This is a genomic window from Romboutsia sp. (genome assembly GCF_056995035.1).
The window spans coordinates 34900-61042 of record NZ_JBXKIW010000057.1 but is presented as its reverse complement, the minus strand read 5'-3'; the positions used below and the strand labels follow the sequence as shown (position 1 = coordinate 61042).

The window sequence follows — 26143 nt, the reverse complement described above, 5'->3', positions numbered from 1 at the left end:
TTTTTATTTTAATTATATATATTTAAAGTTAGTTCATATCAAATAAAACCTCGGCATAATCCGAGGTTTATTCATCTTTAGAAATAAGGTAGATATTATTCTCCAAATCCACCTTCAATTAATTCAACTAATGCAGCTACAGCAGCAGCTTCGTCTTCTCCATTAGCAACAACTGTTATTTCCTCTCCTTGAGCTAATCCTAAACTCATTATTCCCATTATCGACTTAGCATTTACAGTTTTTCCTTTAGCTACTACTTCAACTGTAGATTTGAATTCAGCAGCTTTCTTAACGAACATACCTGCTGGTCTAGCGTGTAATCCACTTGCATTTTTTATACTTACTAATTTTTCCATTATGAAACCTCCAATAAATTTATTCTTAAAGTATTTTATTTACTTTATTAGCTGATAGTTATTTTCCTAAAAATTCCTTTTTTGGTTACTTGTTCCATTTTTGTCCAACGGTGCCTTTTTTGTCCCACTATAGGAATATTCGGGCTAACCTTGATTTTTAAAATCTTTTAATATACAATTTGTCAAAATTTTTGACATCTTGTTCTTTTGTAAAGATATCATAGGTCTAACCTCAAAGTTTGATGTTAAGTTTTTATTACTATTTATATTTTTATTTACAGTATCTACAACTTTATTAAAGTCATATAACTGTAACCTATTTATACTATTTTCTTCAAGCTTTTTTTCATATATGCAGTAAAATAAATTTTTGTATGAAAAAGCTTTATCTAAATTTAACACTTCTCCAAGCCTCGGAATTATACTCTCCATTAGAGTTCTAAGATTTGGGTCTTTTTTTATTCCTAACAAGTTAGAAAGGTTTTCAATAGTATTATTATCCAACCGTCTAAATTTATCAAAGCAATATTCTTCATCAAATTTATAATCTGCATTAAAGTAATATTTAATTCCTTCATATCTATCGTATGCTTTCATAGCATCTAGATAACCTAAATTTATATTTTTCTCTACGCTATCTTTATCTTTATTCAAAATCCCTCCTAGATAATCTGAAGGAATTATGGTTTTTACATTTATATCTTGATGCTTATTTAAATTTATTTTTCCAAGAAAGTCATCCATTAATCTAATTACAACTATATCTGTATAACCTTTGTTTTCAAGTAGACTTATTGGCATATTATCAGAGAACATTCCGTCTAAATAAAGCTTTTCATCCATCTTATCAAGTTTGAAAATTGGTAAACTTGAACTTGCTATTAAATAATCTACTAATCTCCCCTTAGGTATATCTTCTAGATATAGAGGATGTGGGTTAATTTTTTTATCCCAACAAACCGTTACTAGTCCAAAATCTTTATTTGATGTTCTTATAGCTTCTTCATTTAAAGTTTTCTCTAGTAATTGTCTTAACGGACTTACATCAATTCCTTCATTTCTTACAGCTTTATTTATAAGTTCTATTACAACATTAAAGTTTTTAGGAGTAAAATCTATATTTTTATATTTCTCATAACTCTCCTCATCCATGTTCATAAAATGAGTATAGTCATAAGTTAACCAAATATCTTCCATAACTTCAATATTATTTTGTATTATATAAGCACCATTCAATGCTCCTATTGAAGTTCCTGTTACTCCTTGAAATTCTAATCCTAGATCCCTTAGGGCTTTGTATGCACCTATTTGATATGCACCCTTTGTTCCTCCACCTTCTAATACTAAACCTTTCATATTTATCACCTATTTTGATATGAAAGATATATATTTTTTTGTATAAGGATTTCCTAAAATCTAACTACCATTTAAAATATATTACAATTTGCATTGTTTTTCAAGTCGAAATATAAGTTTTATTAAAATTTAGTTTAATATTTCAAAATTAAATCATGTAATTATTCTTACAAATTTAAATATATTTTATCATAAAATGTCCAAAAAAGTATATATCTTTCAAATTTTTTATTAATTAGTTGTATAAAATCACACTTTGTATACTAAAATATATTTTTGTTTTATTTAAAATATACTATATCAATAAACAAATTTATTTTATATCCTTAACCGAGCTTATAACTTTAACTGATTTATTAAACATTTTTTGCTCTATTTTTCCTAAATTCATTATACTCATTATATAATTACTTGGATCTACTAAATACATCTTTTTATATCCGCTTTTGAAAAAAGACATACATACTACTCTTAAATCTTCATTATTTTCACATTCAAATATAGATGGTATAACTACTAACCTATATTGATTACTTTTAATTGTTCTTGTATTTTGCTTGTAATTATTTAAAAATAGTTTCGCTTCATTACTACTTATATATCCTTTTACTTCTATATATACAATTTTTTCAACTTCAGATATTCTAACATTCAGCATAATATTGCCCCCTTAAAATTGTCTTTTTATAATTATATGACTATATGGCTATATTAGTGATTGAACATCTAAAGACTGTTCTATTAATCTGTCTATTTCCTGTTGTAAACTTAGTATATCATCATCTTTATTATCTCTAGTGTTTTTTAATTGTTTTATTATAGTTTTAGATAATATCTCTATTTTATTATAATTATTATCTTTGAATATACTTATTTTCATAACTTTATTTGGGTAATAATCATAAATTTTTTTGCTCATTTTCTTAGCAGTTATTTTAAAATATTTATCATATACATTTGAATTCAAAACTCCTACTAAATACTCATAGGAAAATTCATTTATATACTCTTCTTTTATGAAAAATGAGTAAACATCCGCACTACAAAAATTTTTTTTATAATCTATTGCAAATCTATTTTCACAACACTTATAAGGATACATTATTTTTACCTGTTCAAATAAGTATTTTTCCCTCCCCCACTGAAGTTCATACCATTTTCTAATATTTTTTCTACATTCTCTTCTATTTAATAACTTCTCTTTATATATTCCTATGAATCCATTTATTTCAGTAGGGTACTTATCTTCATCATCTATATCATTTGAGTAAATTAACTCATACTCATTATCAGCTACGATATATTTATTTATATCTTTATTTTTTACCCAAGGCTTCAAAAGATTCTCATTTATATTTTTTATTTTTTCATCTTTTTTATTTAATATAAACGCTTTATCACATCCGGTTATTATTCCTTGAAAACTTGTTGCTATATCTTCTAGTTTATAATTACAATTTGCTTCAATCTTATTATAAAATTGTTCATCTTTTTTATTTACTATTATCCACTCCTCACCTAATGTATCTTGCTTAGTAATAAAATGTTCAAATTCATCACTTTGTATTAAACTATCTATATCTTCTATATTTTCCACATCTATATTTTCATTTATTATTTTAAAAATTTCTATATTATTATTAACTTTTAACCCTTTATTTAATGTAACTATGCAGCTGCAAATTCCTATATTCTTAAATATAGGATATCCTAAAAAATCTACGATTTCTTTTATACTACTATTATCTTTTATGTAATTTCTTAAATTTCTGCCTGATGGACTTTCTAAAAAATATCTTGGAGTTATAATGCTACTCACTCCATTTTCATTTAAAAGTTCTATGATTTTTTGATAAAAGCAATAGTATAAATCTGATTTATCTCTATAAACTTCACGGTATCTTTCAATTAAAAACTTCTTATATTCCTTGTCTAACTTCTTATGCCCTAGATATGGTGGATTTCCTATTATATAGTCAAATTTTTCATCCCAATGCTCTTTAAGACTATCACAGCAGTATAAATTTATGTTTTCTATAATAGAATCATCATTTTTTTGCTGTAAGCTTTTCCTTAAAATTTCTATAGCATTATTATCTATATCAGCTCCATAAATACAGTTACTTATTATATGATTATGGATATTATCGATTTTCCAATAAACTTCTCCATATCTTTCTTTTAATTCATCTATATTATCTTCTATCAAATCATATAGAACATCGTATGCCTCTAATAAAAAATTACCGCATCCACAAGATATATCTAATACTTTTGGACACGGATTCTTAATTATATCATGTTTTTTTAGAGTCTTTTCCATAATATATTCTACTATAATCCTTGGTGTATAGTAAATTCCATTTGTTCGTTTAGTGATATCATCTAAACTATTTTCATAGCCTTTTGACACTAAAAAATTATCCCTTGTAATACTTCCTAAGTCTAGCCCCATATTTCCCCTCCAAATATGATAAACTTCTTAATTCCCCAAGTTAATTATAGCACACATACTTTTTCTATTTATTCCATTTTTCTTTCATCCACGCTATATCATCACCTATATCATAACTATTAGACAACTCAGTTAAATATTTCAAAGCTTCACAATCATCCATTCCTATATCTCTATCCATTCGTGGATTTACTCGATTATAATTATCTCCTAATAATTTTCGTGAAAAAATTTGACTCATCTGGGCACTAGCTTCTAATGTCAGTGATATTATTGGAAAATCAGGATTTTTACTAATTATCCAATCTAGTGCACCCCAAGATGTTGTGTCTTGTTTTATACTATTAAAGTTATACCCCGTTCCTAATGATAAAAGTCTCATATCCTCACAACCTTTGCCTAATTCTTTTCCCATTGCATATACAACACACGCTAAACTAGGGTCTGTTGCCATTATTCCTCCATCTATATGACTTTTGTACGTTGGGAAAAATACTGGTGCAGCGCTACTTGACATTGCTACATCTATAACTCTAGCATTTTCTGTAGGTGAATTAGGTATATTATTATAAAAGATAGGCTTCCAAGGACTAGTCTCACTACCTATATAAAAACTGGGTACTACTACTAATTTTCCTAAATCTTTCAGCTTTAAATCTTCTGGAAATATGTTTAATAATATTTCTTTTAAATGCTCATTATTATATTTCGGTCTTAACATCTCTGAATAAGGTTTACTAAATATATATTTAGAATTTTCTATAGAGTACAATTCTTTAATTTCATTAGAACTTACTCCATAAGCTAGACCTAAGGCTATTAAACTCCCTGTAGATGTTCCACCTAATAAATTTGCGGTCCTTATTATATCTGGAATTTCCCTTTGTATACGTTCAAAAATACCAATACTTAATGCCCCTCTTAATCCACCTCCATCAAAAGTTACAATGTTAAAAGTAGACTTTCCCATACACTTCCCTCCATATCTAGAATTATGCTCTAATGTATATTTATGCATAAAAAAATAGGATGTTTCCATCCCATTTTTATAAATTATAGCTTTATTTTTATTTAATTATAGCACATAGGAAATTATATTCATTTTAAAACTTTAAATAAATATAATTCCCGTATATGTGCTTCAAAAAAGCCTTCCTTATAAATCTTCAATTGAAGGCTTTTTTATATTTAAGAATTTTCATCTAAGAAAGTTAACACTCCTTGAGCTATACCTTCTGATAATTGATTTTGATATTGCTCATCTAGTAATTTTTGTTGTTCTTTATCATTAGTTATAAAACCACACTCAACTAATATAGCAGTTACATTGCTATCTCTTAAAACTTGTAGTACCTCCTGCCTTACGCCTCTATCTTTCATCTTAACATATGAACCAATAGTTTTTTGTACTGAATTTGCAAGTTGTAATGATTTATCTTCTGGAGTAGCTCCTGTCCTATAATATGTTTCTATACCATTGGCAGTATTGCCTCCTGATTCTGCATTCATGTGTATTGATATAAATGCATCTATTTCTTGCTCTTTATTGTTTGCCAGTATTACTCTGTCTTCTAAACTAACAGATTTATCCTCTGTTCTTGTTAAAATAACTTGTACATCATTTTGTTTTGACAGTATGCTAGCCACTTTTTTTCCGATTTTAAGATTTAAATCTTTTTCATATACCTTTGCCTTAGCGTCTCCTTCTACTACAGGTGTTCCTAAATTACCTGGGTCTTTTCCACCATGACCTGGATCTATTAGTATTGTATATTTTTTATCTAATCCATCTTTTTGTTCTAATTCTAGGTTAAATTGTTTTTCCTCTTCGATTTTTTTTTCTTCTTCGATTTTTTTATTTTTAACGTCATCTATATTTTTTACAACTTGAGAAACTCCAAGTGTAGCTTTATTCATTCCTAATCCAAATATACCTATCATACAAATTAGTAATACAATTTTTTTCTTATTTATTTTTTTCTTTTTTACTTTCACTCCAGTATCTCTTCTTCTATTTTTATGATTGTTGGAATTTTTTCTATTTGACATCTTCATACCTTCCTGAGATTAGTTTAAGTTATACAATATATGTATTTTACCACTCAGGAAGCTATATTTCAACATTTTACCCATATACTTTATTTATTTTTCTATCCTCCAAGTGTCACATCTTGTCCATTATACCAATTAAAGGCATCTGTCATATGATTTTTATCAAAATCTGGCCAATAGTCATCTATAACATAAAAATCTGCATAAATAGATTGAACTGGCAAGAACCCACTTAAACGTCTTCTTCCGCCCCATCTTATTATTAAATCCAATCTAGAAATATCAAAAGATTGTATGTAGTCTTGTATATTATTCTTATTCACATTATCTGCATCGGCTAAAGTATTCAAATCCCAATGCCATCCATAATTTACTAATAAATTAGCTTTTATTTGACCTGGCTTTGCTTCTACTCTTTTTGTATATGGTAACAATTCCTTAGGGAACATTGGCGATTTGGTGTTTCCCATTACTAATAAAGCCGCTCCTTCTTTAGCTAGCATGTTTGCCGCATCTACACAAGATTTTGTAAAAGCTTCTGTTTGATATGCTGGTCGTTTTGTATTATCCGTGGTAAATCCATAGAATGTTACTTCTTCTACCCCTATATCTCTGCATTGTCTATATGCATCAAGTCCTGGGTCTAATCCACTATCATATCCTTTTTCTTTTGTCATACCTTGGTTTTGTGCCCATCTTCTGTTTCCATCAGGTATAATACCTACATGTTTTGGTATTCTCATATATCTTCACCTCTCTTATTGAGATTATTTACATTTTTTAGAAATATTATGCTTATAGTTTTATACCTTTTTTAACTTCTAATTAAAAAGAATCCATGTAGTTGACCCTCGGTATTATAAAATATATATTGAAGAGTATTTATATCATAATAATGAAATAACCTATAGAATCGAGCTTGTTATATAGTCTCAATCTATAGGTTATTTTTTATATAAAATGATTTTTATATTAATAGTTATCAATAATTATAATATCCTAATATTTTTATATATCTTTTTTCTCCTTCTTTTAAGCTCAGTGGGTAATCTAGTAAATCATAAGTGTGTTGAGATATATAATAATCCACCACATAATCTCCCTCTAATATTATATTAGTTACTATCATGGTATGAATTGCTCTACCTTCATACACCAATTGAACTATATCCCCTAACTCTAATTCATTATAGGTAGCTATCCTTGCATAGATACCAAAGTCTTGAGTGTTCTCTTTATTATTACCTATTATATACTTATAAAAAGGCTCTGCTGCTGTCCATGTTGGTGTTCTATAATTTTCACTATACCAATACCATTTCTTGAGTACATGTTCTCCAATGTTGTCCAAAGGTATATTTCCATGTTCTATACACTGAGATATATAATTGGTACAATCGCCTCCATATTCTTCATAATTAGCATAAGCAGGATTATGAGATAAAGCCCATTTTTTAGCATATGCTACCGCTTTTTCTCTATTATATTCCTGTAGTTGTTTCATTTTTTTGTATGCCCCCTTAATTCTTATAATTGCAGATATTATCAATAGTGTATCTGCTTAAATAATCTTTATAGTCAGAAAATAAAATTTTTATCTCTATAAAATAGGAAATATATTTACTAACTTCATAACTAGAAAAACAGATGACTATCCCATTTTCTTCTATATAAAAAGATTCAGCGTCGTAAATAAATTTAACTTCATCTGCTTCACCATCGTAATAGTCATACCTATACTCATTCAAAGTATTATTAATTTCATTTAATAGCTTTTTATTTATTAACTCTATATAACTAGTTTCATTATCAAAAATGTCACTTAACGTTATACACTTTCCTAGAGCTATATCATAATTATAGGAATTTATATAGGTTATATCGTATAATCCTCTGAGTTGTGAGAATTCTATAGGTATACTAATAATATGATTTTTATTGAAGGTTATTCTATATTCTGATATAGCATTTAATATATACTCACTTATACTACCTATGTTATTATTACATTCATCATTTGATACATCCTTGAAGGATATTATGTCTTCATATATTAGCTGATTTATAATTTGTATTATGTTTCCTTCACATTCTTGTTCTTTGATAACTGGATAATTTAAACTACACCTTACTAAATTATTATTTTCTTCTATAACCTGTCTGTCAATGGATAGCATTTTAACCCTCCTATTCATATTTGTCTGTACTACTTAATATGAATATATGATGTAAATTGCAATATGTTTTTGCATGGAAAATAATCTTATATAAATATTTCATCTTATGAAGATATATGCAGAGAATTTTCTAAGTAATTAAGCCTATATAATATATCTTTTATTAGTTTTTATAGTCTTGATTTTTTACATATCTAATATATACTAGTTTTATATATAGATTAATTTTTAGGAGGCCATATGGAACCATTATTTTTAAAACCATTGTTCATGTATAGAGTTTGGGGGGGAACTGCTTTAAAAAATACTTTTAATTATGAATTACCTTCAGATAGTATAGGAGAATGTTGGGCTATAAGTTCTCATGATAATGGTGATTGCGTAATAGTTAATAGTAAGTATAAAGGTAAAAGTTTATCCTATCTATGGAATAATCACAGAGATTTATTTGGTAATGCTAAAGGAGATAAATTTCCATTATTAACAAAAATCTTAGATGCTAATGATAATTTATCGATTCAAGTTCATCCAAATGATGAATATGCTAAAATAAATGAAAATGGTGAACTAGGAAAAGCTGAGTGTTGGTACATATTAGATTGCGATGATGATGCAGAAATTATATTTGGTCACAATGCTAAGTCTAAAGAAGATCTCCACTCTATGATAAATAACAATGAGTGGGATAAACTTCTGAAAAGGATTAATATAAAAAAAGGTGATTTCTTCTATGTCCCAAGCGGAACTATTCATGCTTTATACAAAGGTACCTTAGTTTTAGAAACCCAACAAAATTCTGATACTACTTATAGAATTTATGATTACAATAGAGTTGATAATAATGGAAATAAACGTGAGCTTCATATAGATAAGTCACTAGATGTTACTACAGTGCCTCATATAGAAAGTCTTCTTGATTATAAAGTTATTAAAAATAATACTTTTACACATACTACCTTTATAAGCAATGAGTTTTTCAGTGTTCATAAATTAAATATATTCGGCGAGTGTAAGCTTACTCATAATACTTTATTTTCTTTGTATAGTGTTATAGAAGGTAGCGGTATGCTAATTTGTAAATCAGGTAATTACAATTTAAATAAAGGCTCTCATTTTATATTACCTTATGATTTCGGCGACTTTATATTTAATGGTAATATGGAGATTATTTATTCTCATCTATAAATAACAATAAAATAAATAATATGACAAGATTGTATATTGAATATATTTCGATACTCGAATATAATAAATATATTATTCTAAAAAAATAGGAAAGAAGGGATTATCTTGTCGAAATTAAAAAAACTAGTTATATGCTTGGCCGTATTAGTTATAGCATTTCCTGCAGCTACGTTTGGATATGTTTATTTTAAGTTAAAAGGAATGCACGACTCTGGTGCTAACCAAGATATCTTAAATAATAATGATTACAAAAATGAAAATGGAATTACAAATATACTATTGATGGGTACTGATGGTAGACCTGGAGAAAAAAATTCAAGATCTGATGCGATGATGATACTTACTGTAGATGGTAAGAATAAAAGCCTTAAGCTTACATCTTTAGCACGTGATACTTATGTTGATATTCCTGGACATGGTAAACAAAAACTTACTCATGCTTACGTTTATGGTCAAGAAAGTTTATTAATTGAAACTATAGAACAAAACTTTGAGTTAGATATACAAGAATATGCTACAGTTAACTTCTATTCTTTCATGGATATAGTTGATACTTTAGGTGGCGTTGCAGTTGATGTTCAAGATGGCGAAATAAACGAAATGAATAAATTCATTCCAGAAACTTATACTTGGAATACAAACCCAAATAAAGGTTCTATACAATATATAGAAAACTCTGGATCTCAAACTTTAAATGGATATCAATTATTGGCTTATTCTCGTATAAGACATAATGACTCAGCACTTGAAAGAGATAGAAGACAAAGAAATGTTATACAAGGTTTAATAAATGGAGTTAAGGATTTACCTATAACTAAGTATCCTAGTTTAGTTAATACTATACTTCCTTATGTTCAAACAAATATGAAACCTACTGAAATAATAGGATTAGGTACTAAAGTTTTAGGTATTGGAAATCTTGAATTAAAACAAATGGAATTCCCAATTGATGATGGAGTTCATAGTACTGGTGGAATTTTAAGCCTCGAGACTGGATGGGTATTACAATTTGACCCAGACTCATTAGAAATATTACATGACTTTATATTCATGAATATAATGCCTGAAGACAACCCAAAAATGTAGTAAATAAAAAATAACAATAAAAAGGAGCTATCTCAAAATAGAGATTAGCTCCTTTTCTTGTTATTTTAATAATTCTATAACCTTGTTAAAAGCAGTTTGATTTATTCCACTACCAACTTGATATACTAATTCTGTGCTCTTATTTTGTAATATAGTATTTTGAAGAGAACTCACTCCACTTCCTATTATAACTATAGGAGACTTAATCTTAGCTGCTAAAGGACCTGCTGTTAATGCATCTACTAATGGGTTACTTTTTGTAACTAATACAGAATTATAACTACTGTTTGGATAAAACTTTTCTATAACCTTAGCATTTGTTTCTTGTCTGTCATTTCCATATACTCTATTATTTGATACATTATTAGAAGTCACTGTGTTTATTTTTGCTATTACATTATCTGATAAAACTTGACTTCCACCTATAAAATAAGCATCTGTTAAATTTTTACTATCTAACCAGTTGTATATATCACTTCCGATACTTGATTTTTGTGATAATATTATTGGTTGTTTTTCTTCTCCAGCCTTAGCTGCTATAGAAAGCGCGTCTGCTTCACCATAACCACCTGTTACATAAACTCTATTTATAGGTACTATAGAACTAATTTCTTTTGCTATTAAAAGAGATGTCTGATATCTGTCTATACCACCTATTCTTTTTGTTGTAGCATTAGGTATTGTTGTGTTCACTTCTTTTAATACATTGTCCCCAACTACACCTTGTGCACCTATAACTATTACTTTTTTAGGATTTAATCTTTTTAGCTCTACTTTTATAACATCAGGTAATTTACCTTTTTCTGTTAATAAAATTGGACCATTGTTAGCAGCAGCAAGAGGTGTTGCTGTAACTCCATCTACTACAGAATATCCATTAGTTAATATAACTGTATCAGAGCCATCTTTCCAACCTTCTTTACTTATAGATACAGCAGTATCATATCTATCATTTCCTTGTAGTTGTTTTATATTTATAGAACTTACAGGTTGATTAGCATAAAGTTCCTTTAAATCATTTTGAAGATTTGTATTTTTTATAATATCCCTAGTTGAGAAATACATACTACCTTTTATCTCACTATGTTGTCTATTTAAATTTATTTGATCCTTTATTTCAGCTGCAATATTTTGACCACTATATTCCGTTTGACCTTGTTTATATACCCCTTGTCCTATATATAAATCTATATCAGTTCCCTTAACTTCATTTGACCACCAAGTAACTAATTTAGAATAATCAGCAGCTGAATATCCTATTGGCCAATATAATTGAGGTACTACATAATCAACTAGTCCTTGTCTTATCCAAGCTCTTGTATCTGCATAGCTACTTGAATAACTTTCATTTCCTCTAGTATCAGAACCTGTTGGATCACTTGATATATTTCTCCATATACCACTTGGGCTTACTCCAAACGCTACATTTGATTTAATATTTTTTATAGAAGCATTTACTTCTCTTAATAAAGCATTAACATTTTCCCTTCTCCAATCACCTTTATCTTGTCCATTTCCATATTGATTGTATGTTGCATCATCATTCATGCCAGATCTATAGAAATAATCATCAAAATGAACTCCATCTATATCATAGTTTTTTACTACTTCACTTACAGAATCCACTATATGCTTTCTAACCTCAGGTAAACCTGGATTATATGCTAATGCTTTATTACTACCACTTTGATATTCAAGTAGCCAATCTGGATGTAATCTTGCTGGGTTATTCGGTGCAAGTTTGCTTAAATCTATACCGCTTGTAGTTACTCTGTAAGGATTGAACCATGCATGGAACTCCATACCTCTTTTATGTGCCTCATCTATTAAGAAAGGTAATGGATCATATCCTGGATCTTTTCCTTGAGTTCCTGTAAGGTACTCTGACCATGGATTTATATTTGACTTATATAAAGCATCCCCATTCGGTCTTACTTGTACTACTACCGTATTTAACCCTACTGATTTTAAATTGTCTAATAACTGTGTGTATTCCCTTTCTTGCGCAGCTTTATCATTTTGAGTTTTAGGCCAGTCTATATTATAAACTGTAGATATCCAAGCTGCTCTCATTTCACTGCTATTATCCGCAGCGAATACATTTAAATTACATGTAGTAAATATCATAACTAACGACAATATAAGTGCTTTTAATTTTTTCATATTTCCCCCCTAATAATTATATTTCGTATACTTTCTACAATTATTTTAACATAAATTATACATAAATATAATATACTAGTCAATTAATGCTAATTAAATCATAATATAGTAAAAAAAGCAGTGAATTTTTCATTCACTGCTTCATATACTATATTATAGATTTAGATGTTACGTAAGTTTTTGAATAATATGATGAATTAATATTATCTATTCTTACGCTCTCTCCTGGCTTAGGAGAATGTATCATTTTAGAATCGCCTATATATAATCCAACGTGACTTATTCCTTTTCCTGTTGATGAGAAGAATATTAAATCACCTGGCTTTAAATTACTTTTACTTACTGTTTTTCCAACATTTACTTGATCTGTTGAAGTTCTCGGAAGATTTACGCTAGCTCCATTCTTATATACATATGATGTAAAACCTGAACAATCAAACGAATTAGGTCCAGTAGCTCCCCATACATATGGTTTACCTAATTGCTTATATGCTAAGTCAACCACTTGTTTTACTTTATCACTTGCTGTGTTACTATTTGGTGTTTGTATAAATGTTCCATTTACCCAGCCTATAGCTCCATTTGATACTTTTATTTTGTACCAACCATTGCTATTTTTTTCTAATACATCAACTAAGTTGTTAGTATATATTTTTGTTACTACTGAGTAATTTACACCTGGACCACTTCTTACATTTAAGTAATCACATGGATTAACTGTACCTTTTTCTACATTTGATGTTATGGATGACTGATTTATTTCACTTCCATTTTCAAGTGCATATGCTTCTTGATTATTTGCTCCTATATAAATAAAACTTGAAAGTATTGCTATCGTAGCTGCTTTAAATAATATATTAATTTTCTTATTTTTTATACTCATAGTTTCCCCCTTGTAAATTTGTAATATAATTGTAACACTTTTTACCATTTTTTTCAATTATAATAGTAATTTTTAAAAATAAAGCTTAGTCTATCAATTATATTTGCAATAGACTAAGCCTTATTTATGTACTAAATATTTTCTTATATATTTTATCTATATCATTAAAGTTTAAATTAACTTCATAATTCTCTTTAATAAAATTACACCTTTTTATAGTATGAGGATTAGATACATCAGCTAAATAACATATAGTACTCATATGATATACCTTTCTATCTTCCTATAGAGTAATACTCTATCCCTAGATTAGACATATCTTCTGTTTTGTAACAGTTTCTTCCATCAAATACTAAAGGTTTCTTCATCTTATCTTTATAATTGGATATATTATAATTTACAATATCCTTCCATTCTGTCATTATAAAACAAATCTGGGCGTCATTAATAGCATCATCTATAGACTCTGCATAATTTATACTATCACCAAATATCTTTTTAGTATTTTTTATTCCTACAGGATCATAAGCTACAATTTTAGCTCCTCTTTCTATTAAGTACTTAATATTAGGTATAGAAGGAGCCTCTCTTAAATCATCAGTATCAGGCTTAAATGTAAGACCTAAAACTGCTACCTTCATATTTTTAAAGCTCTCTACTAAATTTGATGCTTTTCTAACTAATCTAAGTTTTTGTGATTCATTCACTTCTATGGCTGCTTTTACAGTCTTTAATTCATATCCATTCTGAGTTGATAGCCAGTGTAATGCCTTAGTATCCTTTGGAAAACATGAACCACCATATCCAATACCAGCCTTTAAAAATTTACTCCCTATTCTATCATCATAACTCATACCTGAAGCTACATCTTCAATATTTGCACCTACTATTTCACAAAGATTTGCAATATCATTCATAAAAGAAATCTTAAGTGCTAGGAAGTCATTTGAAGCATACTTTATCATCTCAGCACTATTTCTATTAGTCACAACTATTGGTTGATTAAAAGGTTCATAAATACTTTCTAATATATTTTTAGCCCACTCACTCTCAACACCTACAACTATTCTTGATGCATATAAAGTATCTTTCACAGCCGTTCCTTGCGATAAAAACTCTGGATTTGAAGCAACTTCTACTTTAACATCATTTTTCAGATTTTTTCTTATATAGCTTTCTATATCATCATTAGTTCCAATAGGTACTGTTGATTTTATTACTACTAAAGTATCCTTAGTTATAGTTTGAGAAATTTGAATCGCTACCTCTTTTATATAATCTAAGTTTGCAGAACCATCATTTCTCTCTGGTGTTCCCACAGCTATCATTATTACATCAGCATCTTTATATGCATTTTTGTAATCTGTAGTATAATCAATTCTTCCCATTTTATAATTTTTCATCATTAATTCTTCTAAATCATCTTCATGTATAGGGGAAACTCCAGCTTTCATAAGCTCTACTTTTTTTTCATCTACATCAACACATACCACATTTGTATGCCCTACTTGTGCCAAACATACCCCCGTTACTAAACCTACATATCCCGTTCCGGCTATAGCAATTCTCATGATATTTCCCTCCAAATGTATATAAATTTACACTAAATTCTTTTTTTTATTGCATTAAATACATAAAAACAAAATACATAAGAACTTTTAATCATTCCTAAATTTTCCACATTTCTATAAGTATTCCATGTTCTTTTAATAGCCTTTATTTTATTACTAGATAAAGAATCTCCTACTAATCTATAATTAACTAAATCTTCTTGTATTCCATAAGCATACTTTTCATTTCTTAGTATTTTTAACCAAGTTGCAGTATCTTGTCCTCTTCTAACTAAAGGCATCTCAAAATCACCAATAATATTTCTATCTACAACTACAGTAGAGCATCCTATTATAGTATTTTTAAGCAGACCATTGTAATTTATTTTAGATGGTGCCTTAGCTACCTTATTAGTTTTCAATCCATTTTCTTTCATATATCTATATGATGTAAATGTAAAACCTCTTTTTTCTTTTAGCATATAGTTAATTTGAACTTCTAACTTTTTAGGCTCCCATATATCATCACTATCTACAAATGCAATAAATCTACCTTTTGCATTTTTTATACCAGTATTTCTAGATACTGAGGCCCCAGAATTTTGCGCAAGCTTTATGTATTTAATTCTATCATCACTTTTTTGAAATTCTTTTATTATATTAGCTGAGTTATCTTTAGAATAATCATCTACTAATAAAATCTCCCAATTTTTATAAGTTTGACTTTGTATTGACTTTATTGTCTCCGATAAAAACTGTTCTGCATTATATACAGGTGTTATTATCGATACTAAAGGTTTATTCATAATTTATACTCTCCTTATATAGTAGCTGTCAATTTATACTATCAATAAGTTTGTTTATTTTACTAATTTTTTTTGTTTTAAGTATTTATAATAACCTAATGGGAAACATGCTATATACATAAACTTATCCCCTAACTTATTGATTTCTTTGTAATAACTACTTTCAGATAACAATGAATACCTAGCTAAGTTTATATAATTTTTAGCCCACATATATGGGTACCTATCTATAGGGTATGTATTTTGATTTGTTAAATATAAGTATTCCAAAGCTCTTCCTCTTAAAGAACTTTTACTTAATATATTTTTAGTTAATCCATCTTCTAAATACTCTCTAATTATCATAGGTTCATTTATACATGTAACGTCATATTCTTTAGACATCTCATACCAAACAATACTTTCTGGTAAGAATTTCACTTCTTTTCTTTCTGGAAATGGATACTTCTTTAATATATCTGTTACAAATACTATAGTTTTGTCTCCTTTTACACCAAACTTATAATATAAGTCTGCAAAACGGCATATCTTCTTATCCTCCGGCATTTCAGTACCTAAAGTTTCTCCATTTTGATGTGCACAAAGTCCAACGACTCCACATAATTTTTCTTTATTTGTTGTCATATTCCATTTTCTATTTACAATTTCTAATGAATTATGCATTAATCCATCATCACTATCTACTATGAAAAATAATTCTCCATGCGCTTCTTTTACACCTAAATTTATAGCTGTATGCTTTCCGCCATTTTCTTTATATATATATCTTATATTTACTTTATCTTCACTTTTAAATTTATAAATTAATTCTTTTGTATTATCTGTACTTCCATCATCTACAATTAACCATTCAAAATCTTTAAAAGTTTGTTCTTTTAAATCATTATATAAGTTTTCTAATATATAAGATCTATTGTAGGTCGGTGTGAAAACAGTAAACTTATACATTTTTAAATTTATCCTTTCTAATTAACTTTTTTTAATTCCATTTATACTATAATTTACGAAGTAGTATATAGACTTGTGTAATGGTATCTTTTCTATATTTCTATATATATTCCAAGTCCACATAGCTGATTTTATCTTATTTCCACTTAAAGAATTAAGTGACTTTCTATATAATGCTAAAACCTCGTCTATTCCGTATGCTATATATCCTTGCTTTAATATAGATAACCATAATACATAATCTTCGTGTCTCACACCACTCATTTTTATATCAAAATTCAACTTAGATTTATCTATAACTACAGTCAAACAACCTAATATATTCCCTTTTAATAAAGTATTGTATTCTACTTTTTCAAGAACTCTTATTATCTTATTTAACTTTTCATTATTTTCATTTATAAGCTCATAAGATGTAAAGGTAATTGCATAATCATTTTTTGTCATAAAGGTTATTTGCTTTTCTAACTTTTCATTATTCCATATGTCATCACTATCTAAGAACGCAATGAACTGTCCATTAGCTTCTTTTAACCCTACATTTCTAGCATGAGATACTCCTTTGTTAGTTTCTATTCTGATATATTTTATTCTTCTATCTTTATCAGCATATGACTTAACGATATTCGCGCCGTTATCAGTAGAACAATCATCCACTATCAACATTTCCCAATTTTCATAAGTTTGATTTAAAACTGATTCTATTGTGTACTCAATAAATTTTTCAGAATTATACATGGGAGTAATTATAGATACTAAATTTTTCTTCATATTATTTTCCTCATCATTTATAAATTATTTGTCAACTCTACTTAATATGCAGTTGTATATTCTGTCACAGTTTTTGTTATCATTGTACTTAAAGAAATTATCTCTTTCATCTTTTTGATTCTTTTTAACTTCAAAATCATTTTCAATTATCTCAATAAGCTTTTCTACTGCTTCATCTTTATTGTATGCTAATGATCCAAACATTCCTGTTTCTAAGTCGATATATGAATCTACCTTTTCCATATATTCCTTAATATCAAATTGATAAAAAAGTATTGGTCTATTCATATATAAAAAGTCTATAGCTACACTTGAGTAGTCAGTTATATTAGCAGCTGACTTTCTTATTTCATTTGCTAAAATTACTCCCTTATCTAAAAATACAATTTGATTTCCAGTTATATTTTCTCTTATATCATCTATAAATTCATGCATAAGATGATGTAAGTAAAATTTTATTTTAATATCTTTTTTTTCTAAAACTTTGTTTAATCTTTCATCATTTAAGAAATTCATTATATTCTTAAAGTAATCACTATCGGTAAACTTACCTGAATTAAACTTTATCCAGTCTCTCCAAGTTGGAGTATATAATATGTCTCTAGTTTGTGCCTTCTCACTTGTTGGTAAATTATCATATCTAGCATTCCCAACTATACACACACTTTTATCACTCATACCCCATTCATTTACCATAATATTTTTTTCAAACTCTGAACTTGCTGTTGCTATTTCATAGCTTCTTATAAGTTCATCTATTTGTTTTTTAAATGCTCCATTCATAGGCTTTCTCTTTTTAAAACTTATAGTTCCATGATTTAAATAAACCTTAACCACTTTTTTGTGAAATACATTTAGTACAGGAACTATAAAATTAAACGGTGCAATATCAGCCGATGGAGAATGTGAAAATATTATAGCTTTTGCATTGAAATAGCATAAATAATTTTTTATAGTTCCTCTTTCTAATTTTTTTCCTGGTATTTTATCAAATATCTTGCTATCTTTGTTTATGACCCAGTATATTTCAATATCCTTATGCTCTCTTAACATATACTCATAAAAAAACTTAGAGTTATCATTATATATATCACCTGCATGTCCACCTATGAGCCAAATATTTTTACCTTTAAACTTTGACCTAGTAAATGGGTACATAAAAAAGGCAACAGTCATATTTATTAAAAATCTAATCTTATCCATAAAACCAATCCTCACTATTTCTTATACTGTCTAAATCCATTAATTCTACCTTTTATAGTTGCATTATGATAATCTTTACTTGAGCTTAATACTAAGCCTCCTATATTTCTTATTAACTTAGATGACATTACCTTTAAGAATTTATAGTCTTTTCTATAAACTATCTGCTTTTTACATAATGCTCCAAAGCCTCTACCATAGTTATAATCTCTTTCATACTTTTCTTTTGATTTAGAATGTTTTTTTGCTGGATGGTAAATTATATCATCTCCAAAGTATTTACCTTTATATTTCATACTTAATAAATTTAATATATAATCTATTTCTTCTCCAGAACCAAATTCTCCACCTACGCCTAACTTTTCATCAAACATTGTATATTTATCTTCTTTGAAGTTTATAAAGAAGGTTATAGATGTTATAGTATCTAAAACATTTATGCTATTAATATCACAAGTTCCGTCATACATCTTCTTAAAAGCATCCACTTTATTCGCATCCATAGTTTTACAACTATATATTCTATAGTCTTGGTTTTCTTTAAAGAACTTGATGACCTTTTCTAATGTATCATTTTCATATACACAATCATCATCAGGAAATCCTATTATTTGTCCCTTAGCCATCTTGATTCCTATATTTCTATTGTAGCTTAATCCTATTTTATCACTTTTTATATATTTTATATCAAGTTTATCAATATACTTGTCTACTATAACTTTTACCTTATCATTGTCATTTTGATCTACAACTATAAGTTCAAAGTTTTTATATACTTGTTTTTCTAAACTTTTCATTAATAAATATATATCATCATATCTATTTAATGTTGGCATTATCAACGATACTAACATTACATCCTCCTATTTTTACGATTATATAAATATATATATCGTTCATCATTCAATATAAACTCTTTTATAAGTAATATCATTCCAAAACTAAATGCAGCTTCTAATAATAAATTTTCTGCAAAAGAATACATTAAAAATATTACTACCACCACTAAGTATGCTTTTTTATTTTTTTCTATAAAACTTTCTATCCCTTTATATAATAAATACATGAACAATATACAAGATATTATTCCTAATACACTTATTATATAAACATAAGAACTGTCTAACGGATTAAGACCTTTTACAGTAGCATCATATACATTTCCAAAAGGTTTCAGGAAGTTTCCCTTTTGAGATAAATATACATTCCAATATTTAGGTCTACTTGCTAATGCTCTATTTAATGCACTTTGTTTATGAAATACAGTCCCTACAGCAACACTTATAACAATCAGTATTATAGGAGATATTTTTATAAGTGTCGGTAAAATTTTTACTTTTTTTAGATTTATAATTCTCACAAATTCCATAAAAAGTAGTCCTGCTAATATAGTAAAAAATCCTGTTCTACTATATGTTGTTTCATATATGAAAAAAGCTGATCCAAATAAGATCACTCTATCCCATAAATTATACTCTTCAAATCTTAAGAAAATATATGCCGCATATATAGTAACCATATGATAAAATACAGCATTTGGATTGCCTAATCCATAGTCCATCCTCATAATAAGAGAATCCGTGCTTTTTATATATCTATAATGAACTTCTTGATTAGATTGCAACCACGGCAATAAATTAAATACTAATATAACTGTTACTAAAAACAATACAGATATAGCTAAATAATTCTTAACTATATATTTATCATCTATTGTTTTAGATACTACAGCTAATAATACAATAAGCAGTATAGCTCCTTCTCTATTAATCACATATAAAATCGAACAAATTCCTACTATCAAAATTTCTGAAATACTTTTTTTAGAATCAAATATAAAAAGTATTCCTAGTATACCTATAGGCCCATAAAATAAAAGTGACTTTATTATATTAACATCTATAGCTGGATCAATAAATGATATCATATATTTTCTTAATATAATTAATACTAACGCTATAGTAAAAGCTATTGGTCTTATATTTACTCTCTTTTCTAAACTATTCATATCACTTTCTCCTCTTTAAGCCTAGTAAAGTATTACTTGCAAATATTTTAGAGCACTTAACAACTTTATCTACTCCACTTAAATGTTTGCTTTCTAAGAAATAATCTCTTTTCTTAGCCCAGCTTTTTCCCCACCAATGTATTCCATAAGTATTATCTTTTATACATTCATTATAGAAATCTTCTTTATAGCTAAAAGGATAAAAATACTCTTCATCATAAATTTGTATTCCTTCACTATAATGATTTCTATCTATCTTTTCATATTTAGTTTCTACAATATGAGTTATAACCTTTGGTATAGTGAAAAAGTCTGAAATTAAAACTTCACTTTCATAAAAATCTAATAAGTCTTTAAGTAACTTATGATTTTTTGTTGCCCCTATTATAGCTCCATTAGCATATTTTTCATCTTCGTATCCAAGGAAAAGTTTACTTTCATCTAAAAGTGGCGTTATATCTTTTAATATTTGCATATCTGTATCCATATAAACTCCACCTTGTTCGTAAAGAACTTTTATTCTTATATAGTCTGATATAAATGCCCATAACTTTCTTTTATAGCATTCTTCTAAGAATTTTTTCCCTCTTATTTCTTTTTCTATATCAAAATTTTTTTCATTCCACTCTATTATTTCATAGTCTGGAAGTATTTCTTTCCAAGAGTTTATACAAATATTTTCTATATTTCCCTTAGGTCCACCAATCCAAACATAATGTATTTTTTTAGGTATCAATAGAATTCCTCCTTTAGCTTTATTCTTAAAATCTAAATATATTCTTGTCTATCTTTTGCCTTTAACACATCAACTATTTTTTTTACATCTTGTGCTTTATCTTTTCTACAAACCATAACAGCATCATTAGTAGCAACTACTATTAAATCACTTACACCAATTGTAGAAACCAACTTGTCATCAGAATATATAATTGAGTTTTTAGTATCTATCGTAATGTTTTCGCCTCTTTTTATATTACCTTCTTCATCAGTAGGATAAATAGCACCTAAAGAATCCCAAGAACCAACATCATTCCAACCAAAGTCTCCTGGTACAACTACAACATCATTACTTCTTTCCATAACACCATAATCTATAGATATAGAAGGTATAGTAGGGTAAATATCTCTTATAGCTTGTGCTTCTTTGTCCGTACCCATATGCTCTGCTATTTTTTCTAACTTATCATATACCTTAGGTAAGTATCTTTTAAAGTCTTCTAATATTTTTGACACCTTCCATACAAACATTCCACTATTCCATACATATTTTTTAGAATTCACATAACTCTTTGCAACTTCAAAGCTTGGCTTTTCAACAAATTCCAATACCTCATATGCACTATCTCCTACAGTAGCATCATAATCAAAATTTATATATCCATATCCTGTAGAAGGGAAAGTTGGTGTTATTCCTATAGTTACTAACTTATCATTATTTTTAGCTACATCAATAGCCTTATTTAATACAGTAGTAAATCCTTCTTCATCCTTTATATAATGATCAGCTGGATAAACACACATAACACCGTCTCCAAATTTTTTCATTATATTGAAAGCTGCAAAACCAATAGCTGCTGCTGTATTTCTAGCACATGGCTCAGGTAATATATTTTCATCTATACACTTATCTTTTACAATATCTTTTAAAGCATCTATTTGCTTTTCATTAGTAACTATAAATAAATCTTCTTTTTTAGCTAAAGAATCTATTCTATTTATAGTTTCATTTATTAATGCATCTTGTCCACTTAAGTTTATTAACTGCTTAGGAACTTCTTGTCTACTCAAAGGCCAAAAACGAGTTCCGCCTCCACCTGCCATTATAACGTTGTATACTTTCATATCAGATCCTCCTTATATAGAATCCACCATATTTACTATTGTAGACATTATTTTATCTAACTTAGACTCTACATCCTTTTCATTATCACAATTACAACCAAAATAGAACTTTATCTTAGGCTCTGTTCCAGATGGTCTAACAGCTATCCAAGAGCCATCTTCTAATAAGAACTTAAGTACATCAGACTTTGGTAAATTACTTACACCTTCTTTATAGTCTAATACCTTATCTACTTTTATATCGCTTATATCATCTATTTTAGTATTTCTAAAATAGTGCATTATTTCTTTTATCTTTTCTAAACCATCTATACCTTTTAAAGTTATAGATTTTAAATCTTCTTTATAATAACCAAATTTATTATAAGTATCTAATAAAGCATCATATAAACTCATATTTTTAGATTTATAAAATGCAGCCATCTCACATATCATAAGTGCTGATACTACACCATCTTTATCTCTAGCATGAGTTCCTATTAAATAACCATAACTTTCTTCATAACCCATTATGAAGTTCTTTTCACCGCTAGTTTCAAACTCATTTATTTTTTCACCTATAAACTTAAATCCAGTTAAAGTATCTAAACACTCAACACCATAAGAATTTGCAATCTTTGCTCCAAGTTCTGAAGTAACTATAGTCTTTACTATAACAGGATTTATAGGTAATTCATTTTTCTCTACTAAACTTTCTATTACGTATCTAACAAGTAAAGAACCAACTTGGTTTCCATTTAAAATAATATACTCGCCATTAGAGTCTTTCACAACAACCCCAACTCTATCACAATCTGGATCAGTACCTATTATTAAATCTGCACCATTTTCTTTTGCCATTTCTATAGCTATATTAAATACAGATTTTTCTTCTGGATTTGGATATTCTACAGTTGAAAAATTAGGGTCTGGATTTTCTTGTTCCTTAACAACAGATACATTTTCAAATCCAGTTTCACATAAAACACGTCTTATAGACTTATTACCAGTTCCATGTATAGGAGTAAATATTACCTTTAAATCTTTTCCATATTCATTTATTATATCTTGTCTAAGTATTTGACTTTTTACAGCTTCTATAAAAACTTTATCAACACTATCATCTAATATAGTTATCATATTAGATTTAACCGCTTCATTAAAATCAATAGTTTTTATAGTACTATAATCTTCTATTTTATTAACTTCACTTATTATATCATTTGCCATATCTATACAAACTTGTCCTCCATCAGGACCATATACCTTATATCCGTTATATTCCTTAGGATTATGACTAGCTGTAATAACTATTCCCATAGCACAATTTAAATATCTTACAGCAAAAGAAAGCTCTGGAGTAGGTCTTAAATCCTCAAATATATATGCCTTGACACCATAAGCAGCTAAAGTTTTTGCCACTTCATTACAAAATTCTCTAGACATGAATCTACTATCGTAAGCTACTACAACACCTTTGCCTTTGCCAACTTGTCCCATAGTTTTTACTATATAATTTAGTACACCTAATGTAGCACGTCTAACAGTGTAGATATTAATTCTATTGGTTCCAGCACCAATGATTCCTCTTAAACCACCTGTACCAAATTCTAAATTTTTATAAAATCTTTCTTGAATTTCTTTTTCATCATCTTTTATATTTAATAACTCTTCCTTAGTATCTCCATCAAAATAAGGAGAGTTTAACCAACTATCATATACTCTTTTGTAATCCATGTTATTATCCCTTCCATAACCTAATTTCATCTTATCTTTTTAATAATTTATTTTTAACTTTATTAATCATCTCAAATGCTAATTCAGTTTCTTCTACCTTGAACATCACCATTAATATTGCATATATACTCGCCCCTACTAATACTGCCACTGATACTGATATTATCTCATTAATTTTACCTATTCCCATGAAATTATATAAATTATTATATACAAACATAGTTATAGCACCCATAACTATTGATGCTATTAAACTTTTTATACCAGTCTTTACTATCTTATCTCCTCCAAAATATCCAGCTTTCTTTTTAAGAGATCTAAATAATAATATAACTGTAATTATAGAAGCTACACTAGTAGAAAATGCAAGCCCTGCATATCCGAAAACATTTATTAATGAAAAATTTAAAATTATATTAATTATTAAAGCTAAACTAGCATTTATCATAGGTGTCTTTGTATCTGATATAGAATAAAACACTCTAGTTAAAACATCTCTTATTCCCATTGCAACAAGCCCTAGTGAAAATAATTTTAAAGCAACAGATGTCATATGAGTTGACGAGGCATCAAATTTACCTCTTTCAAATAGTATCCTAACTATAGGTTCAGCAAGTACAATCGCACCTACTGCTATAGGTAATACAAATAATATAATACAGTTTGACGATTTAACTATAGTATTTACAAATCCCTCTTTATCATCAGAATTTGATAGTTTAGCAAGCTTTGGATATATAACAGTTATTATAGATGCAACAAATAACGCCATAACAAAATCATTTAGTTTCGCTGCATAGTTTAGTGCTGCTAAGGGTCCATTACCTAAAGTACTAGCTAATGTTCTATCTACTGCTACATTTATCTGCCCTACAGCAACACCTAAAAGCATAGGTAGCACTAGTACCATCATTTCTTTTATATTTTCATCTTTAAGATTTATATAACGCTTATATTTATAAGACTTTTTCATAGCAAAAGGTATTTGAAATAATAATTGACTTGCCATAGCAATTATTGCACCTATTGCTAAAATATTTACACTAGTTTTTGTACTAATTGCAATAGCAGCTATTATTATTATGTTATATGGAATACCTATAAGTGCAGGAACTGTAAACTCTTCATTTACTTGTAAATATGAACTAATTAACTTACTTGAACTTAAGAATATTACTCCAGATATCATAATTTTAGTAAATTTAACAGCAAGTTCGAATTTTTCACCCTCAAATCCAGCTGCAAATACCATTATAAGTTCTTTTGTAAATATCAAACCTAATATTGATATTATAGTAGAAATTATACAACAAATATTTAACATATTATTCGTAAACTTCAATGCAGCTTCATCACCTAATTTTTCTTTAGTATCAAAGTATAAAGGTATATATATAGTAGCAATAACAGAACCTATAACCGCTATAATTAGTCCTGGTATATTTAAAGTTAATAAAAATACATCAGCATAAAATCCTGTCCCATAATAATTTGCAAGTACTAACTCTCTACCGAAACCTAAAAATTTAGAAATCATAGTAGCAAACATAATCCATAATGTTGCCTTCGCTGTCTTTGACATTTTA

25 protein-coding genes are annotated in these 26143 nt (G+C 27.9%); 2 read left to right on the top strand and 23 right to left on the bottom strand.

Going from position 1 to position 26143, the window contains the following annotated elements; all coding sequences use genetic code 11:
• Positions 1-95: 95 nt before the first annotated feature.
• The 9 genes from AC11VW_RS09405 to AC11VW_RS09365 all read right to left on the bottom strand — a co-directional run bounded on the left by AC11VW_RS09405 (position 96) and on the right by AC11VW_RS09365 (position 8396).
• Positions 96-356: an HPr family phosphocarrier protein gene (locus AC11VW_RS09405; RefSeq protein WP_484301153.1), complete on the bottom strand. Its 261-nt coding sequence runs from the start codon at positions 354-356 to the stop codon at positions 96-98.
• Between the two features lie 144 nt (positions 357-500).
• The gene (locus tag AC11VW_RS09400) at positions 501-1712 is read right to left on the bottom strand and encodes a patatin-like phospholipase family protein (protein ID WP_484301152.1); all 1212 of its coding nucleotides are present in this window, start codon (positions 1710-1712) and stop codon (positions 501-503) included.
• Between the two features lie 313 nt (positions 1713-2025).
• Complete coding sequence (locus AC11VW_RS09395; protein WP_484301151.1) at positions 2026-2370, bottom strand: hypothetical protein; 345 nt, start codon at positions 2368-2370, stop codon at positions 2026-2028.
• 48 nt (positions 2371-2418) lie between these two features.
• Entirely contained in the window at positions 2419-4167 is a 1749-nt protein-coding gene (locus AC11VW_RS09390) for an Eco57I restriction-modification methylase domain-containing protein (protein ID WP_484301150.1), read from the bottom strand.
• Positions 4168-4231: 64 nt separating this feature from the next.
• Positions 4232-5137, bottom strand: coding sequence for a patatin-like phospholipase family protein (locus tag AC11VW_RS09385; protein ID WP_484301149.1), 906 nt, complete (start codon positions 5135-5137; stop codon positions 4232-4234).
• Positions 5138-5355: 218 nt separating this feature from the next.
• Positions 5356-6216 (bottom strand): N-acetylmuramoyl-L-alanine amidase family protein, encoded by an 861-nt coding sequence (locus AC11VW_RS09380; RefSeq protein WP_484301148.1) that lies wholly within the window; start codon positions 6214-6216, stop codon positions 5356-5358.
• Positions 6217-6317: 101 nt separating this feature from the next.
• Positions 6318-6962: a polyprenyl diphosphate synthase gene (gene uppS, locus AC11VW_RS09375; RefSeq protein ID WP_484301147.1), complete on the bottom strand. Its 645-nt coding sequence runs from the start codon at positions 6960-6962 to the stop codon at positions 6318-6320.
• Between the two features lie 239 nt (positions 6963-7201).
• Positions 7202-7723, bottom strand: coding sequence for an amidase domain-containing protein (locus tag AC11VW_RS09370; RefSeq protein ID WP_484301146.1), 522 nt, complete (start codon positions 7721-7723; stop codon positions 7202-7204).
• Between the two features lie 16 nt (positions 7724-7739).
• Positions 7740-8396: an RsiV family protein gene (locus AC11VW_RS09365; RefSeq protein ID WP_484301145.1), complete on the bottom strand. Its 657-nt coding sequence runs from the start codon at positions 8394-8396 to the stop codon at positions 7740-7742.
• 240 nt (positions 8397-8636) lie between these two features.
• Here AC11VW_RS09365 and manA point away from each other — a divergent pair, with 240 nt between their 5' ends.
• Together manA and AC11VW_RS09355 are read left to right on the top strand one after the other, a co-directional pair.
• Positions 8637-9581: a mannose-6-phosphate isomerase, class I gene (gene manA, locus AC11VW_RS09360; RefSeq protein WP_484301144.1), complete on the top strand. Its 945-nt coding sequence runs from the start codon at positions 8637-8639 to the stop codon at positions 9579-9581.
• A gap of 105 nt (positions 9582-9686) precedes the next feature.
• On the top strand, positions 9687-10667 hold the full coding sequence (locus tag AC11VW_RS09355; RefSeq protein WP_484301143.1) for an LCP family protein: 981 nt from the start codon (positions 9687-9689) through the stop codon (positions 10665-10667).
• A gap of 60 nt (positions 10668-10727) precedes the next feature.
• Here the strand turns inward: AC11VW_RS09355 and AC11VW_RS09350 are convergent, their stop codons facing one another.
• The 14 genes from AC11VW_RS09350 to murJ all read right to left on the bottom strand — a co-directional run bounded on the left by AC11VW_RS09350 (position 10728) and on the right by murJ (position 26139).
• On the bottom strand, positions 10728-12830 hold the full coding sequence (locus tag AC11VW_RS09350; protein ID WP_484301142.1) for a family 10 glycosylhydrolase: 2103 nt from the start codon (positions 12828-12830) through the stop codon (positions 10728-10730).
• Positions 12831-12978: 148 nt separating this feature from the next.
• Positions 12979-13713 carry a C40 family peptidase gene (locus tag AC11VW_RS09345; protein WP_484301141.1) on the bottom strand — a complete coding sequence of 245 codons (735 nt, stop codon included), beginning with the start codon at positions 13711-13713 and terminating at the stop codon, positions 12979-12981.
• A gap of 124 nt (positions 13714-13837) precedes the next feature.
• Entirely contained in the window at positions 13838-13975 is a 138-nt protein-coding gene (locus AC11VW_RS09340; protein WP_484301140.1) for a hypothetical protein, read from the bottom strand.
• Between the two features lie 13 nt (positions 13976-13988).
• Positions 13989-15284 (bottom strand): UDP-glucose dehydrogenase family protein, encoded by a 1296-nt coding sequence (locus tag AC11VW_RS09335; RefSeq protein WP_484301139.1) that lies wholly within the window; start codon positions 15282-15284, stop codon positions 13989-13991.
• A 32-nt stretch (positions 15285-15316) separates the two neighbouring features.
• Entirely contained in the window at positions 15317-16069 is a 753-nt protein-coding gene (locus AC11VW_RS09330) for a glycosyltransferase family 2 protein (RefSeq protein ID WP_484301138.1), read from the bottom strand.
• A gap of 54 nt (positions 16070-16123) precedes the next feature.
• Entirely contained in the window at positions 16124-17017 is an 894-nt protein-coding gene (locus AC11VW_RS09325) for a glycosyltransferase family A protein (RefSeq protein ID WP_484301137.1), read from the bottom strand.
• Positions 17018-17038: 21 nt separating this feature from the next.
• Complete coding sequence (locus AC11VW_RS09320) at positions 17039-17788, bottom strand: glycosyltransferase family 2 protein (RefSeq protein WP_484301136.1); 750 nt, start codon at positions 17786-17788, stop codon at positions 17039-17041.
• Positions 17789-17812: 24 nt separating this feature from the next.
• On the bottom strand, positions 17813-18991 hold the full coding sequence (locus AC11VW_RS09315) for a CDP-glycerol glycerophosphotransferase family protein (RefSeq protein ID WP_484301135.1): 1179 nt from the start codon (positions 18989-18991) through the stop codon (positions 17813-17815).
• 14 nt (positions 18992-19005) lie between these two features.
• Positions 19006-19845 (bottom strand): glycosyltransferase family 2 protein, encoded by an 840-nt coding sequence (locus AC11VW_RS09310; protein WP_484301134.1) that lies wholly within the window; start codon positions 19843-19845, stop codon positions 19006-19008.
• Complete coding sequence (locus AC11VW_RS09305; protein WP_484301133.1) at positions 19845-20999, bottom strand: polysaccharide polymerase; 1155 nt, start codon at positions 20997-20999, stop codon at positions 19845-19847. The genes AC11VW_RS09310 and AC11VW_RS09305 overlap by 1 nt, the downstream gene beginning before the upstream one ends.
• A gap of 1 nt (position 21000) precedes the next feature.
• On the bottom strand, positions 21001-21735 hold the full coding sequence (locus AC11VW_RS09300; protein ID WP_484301132.1) for a glycosyltransferase family 32 protein: 735 nt from the start codon (positions 21733-21735) through the stop codon (positions 21001-21003).
• Positions 21736-21767: 32 nt separating this feature from the next.
• Positions 21768-22841, bottom strand: coding sequence for a mannose-1-phosphate guanylyltransferase (locus tag AC11VW_RS09295; RefSeq protein WP_484301131.1), 1074 nt, complete (start codon positions 22839-22841; stop codon positions 21768-21770).
• A 12-nt stretch (positions 22842-22853) separates the two neighbouring features.
• Positions 22854-24557, bottom strand: a complete 1704-nt coding sequence (locus tag AC11VW_RS09290) for a phospho-sugar mutase (RefSeq protein ID WP_484301130.1) — start codon at positions 24555-24557, stop codon at positions 22854-22856.
• Between the two features lie 31 nt (positions 24558-24588).
• A complete protein-coding gene (gene murJ, locus AC11VW_RS09285) occupies positions 24589-26139 on the bottom strand; it encodes a murein biosynthesis integral membrane protein MurJ (RefSeq protein WP_484301129.1) in 1551 nt (516 codons plus the stop codon).
• Between the last annotated feature and the right edge of the window lie 4 nt (positions 26140-26143).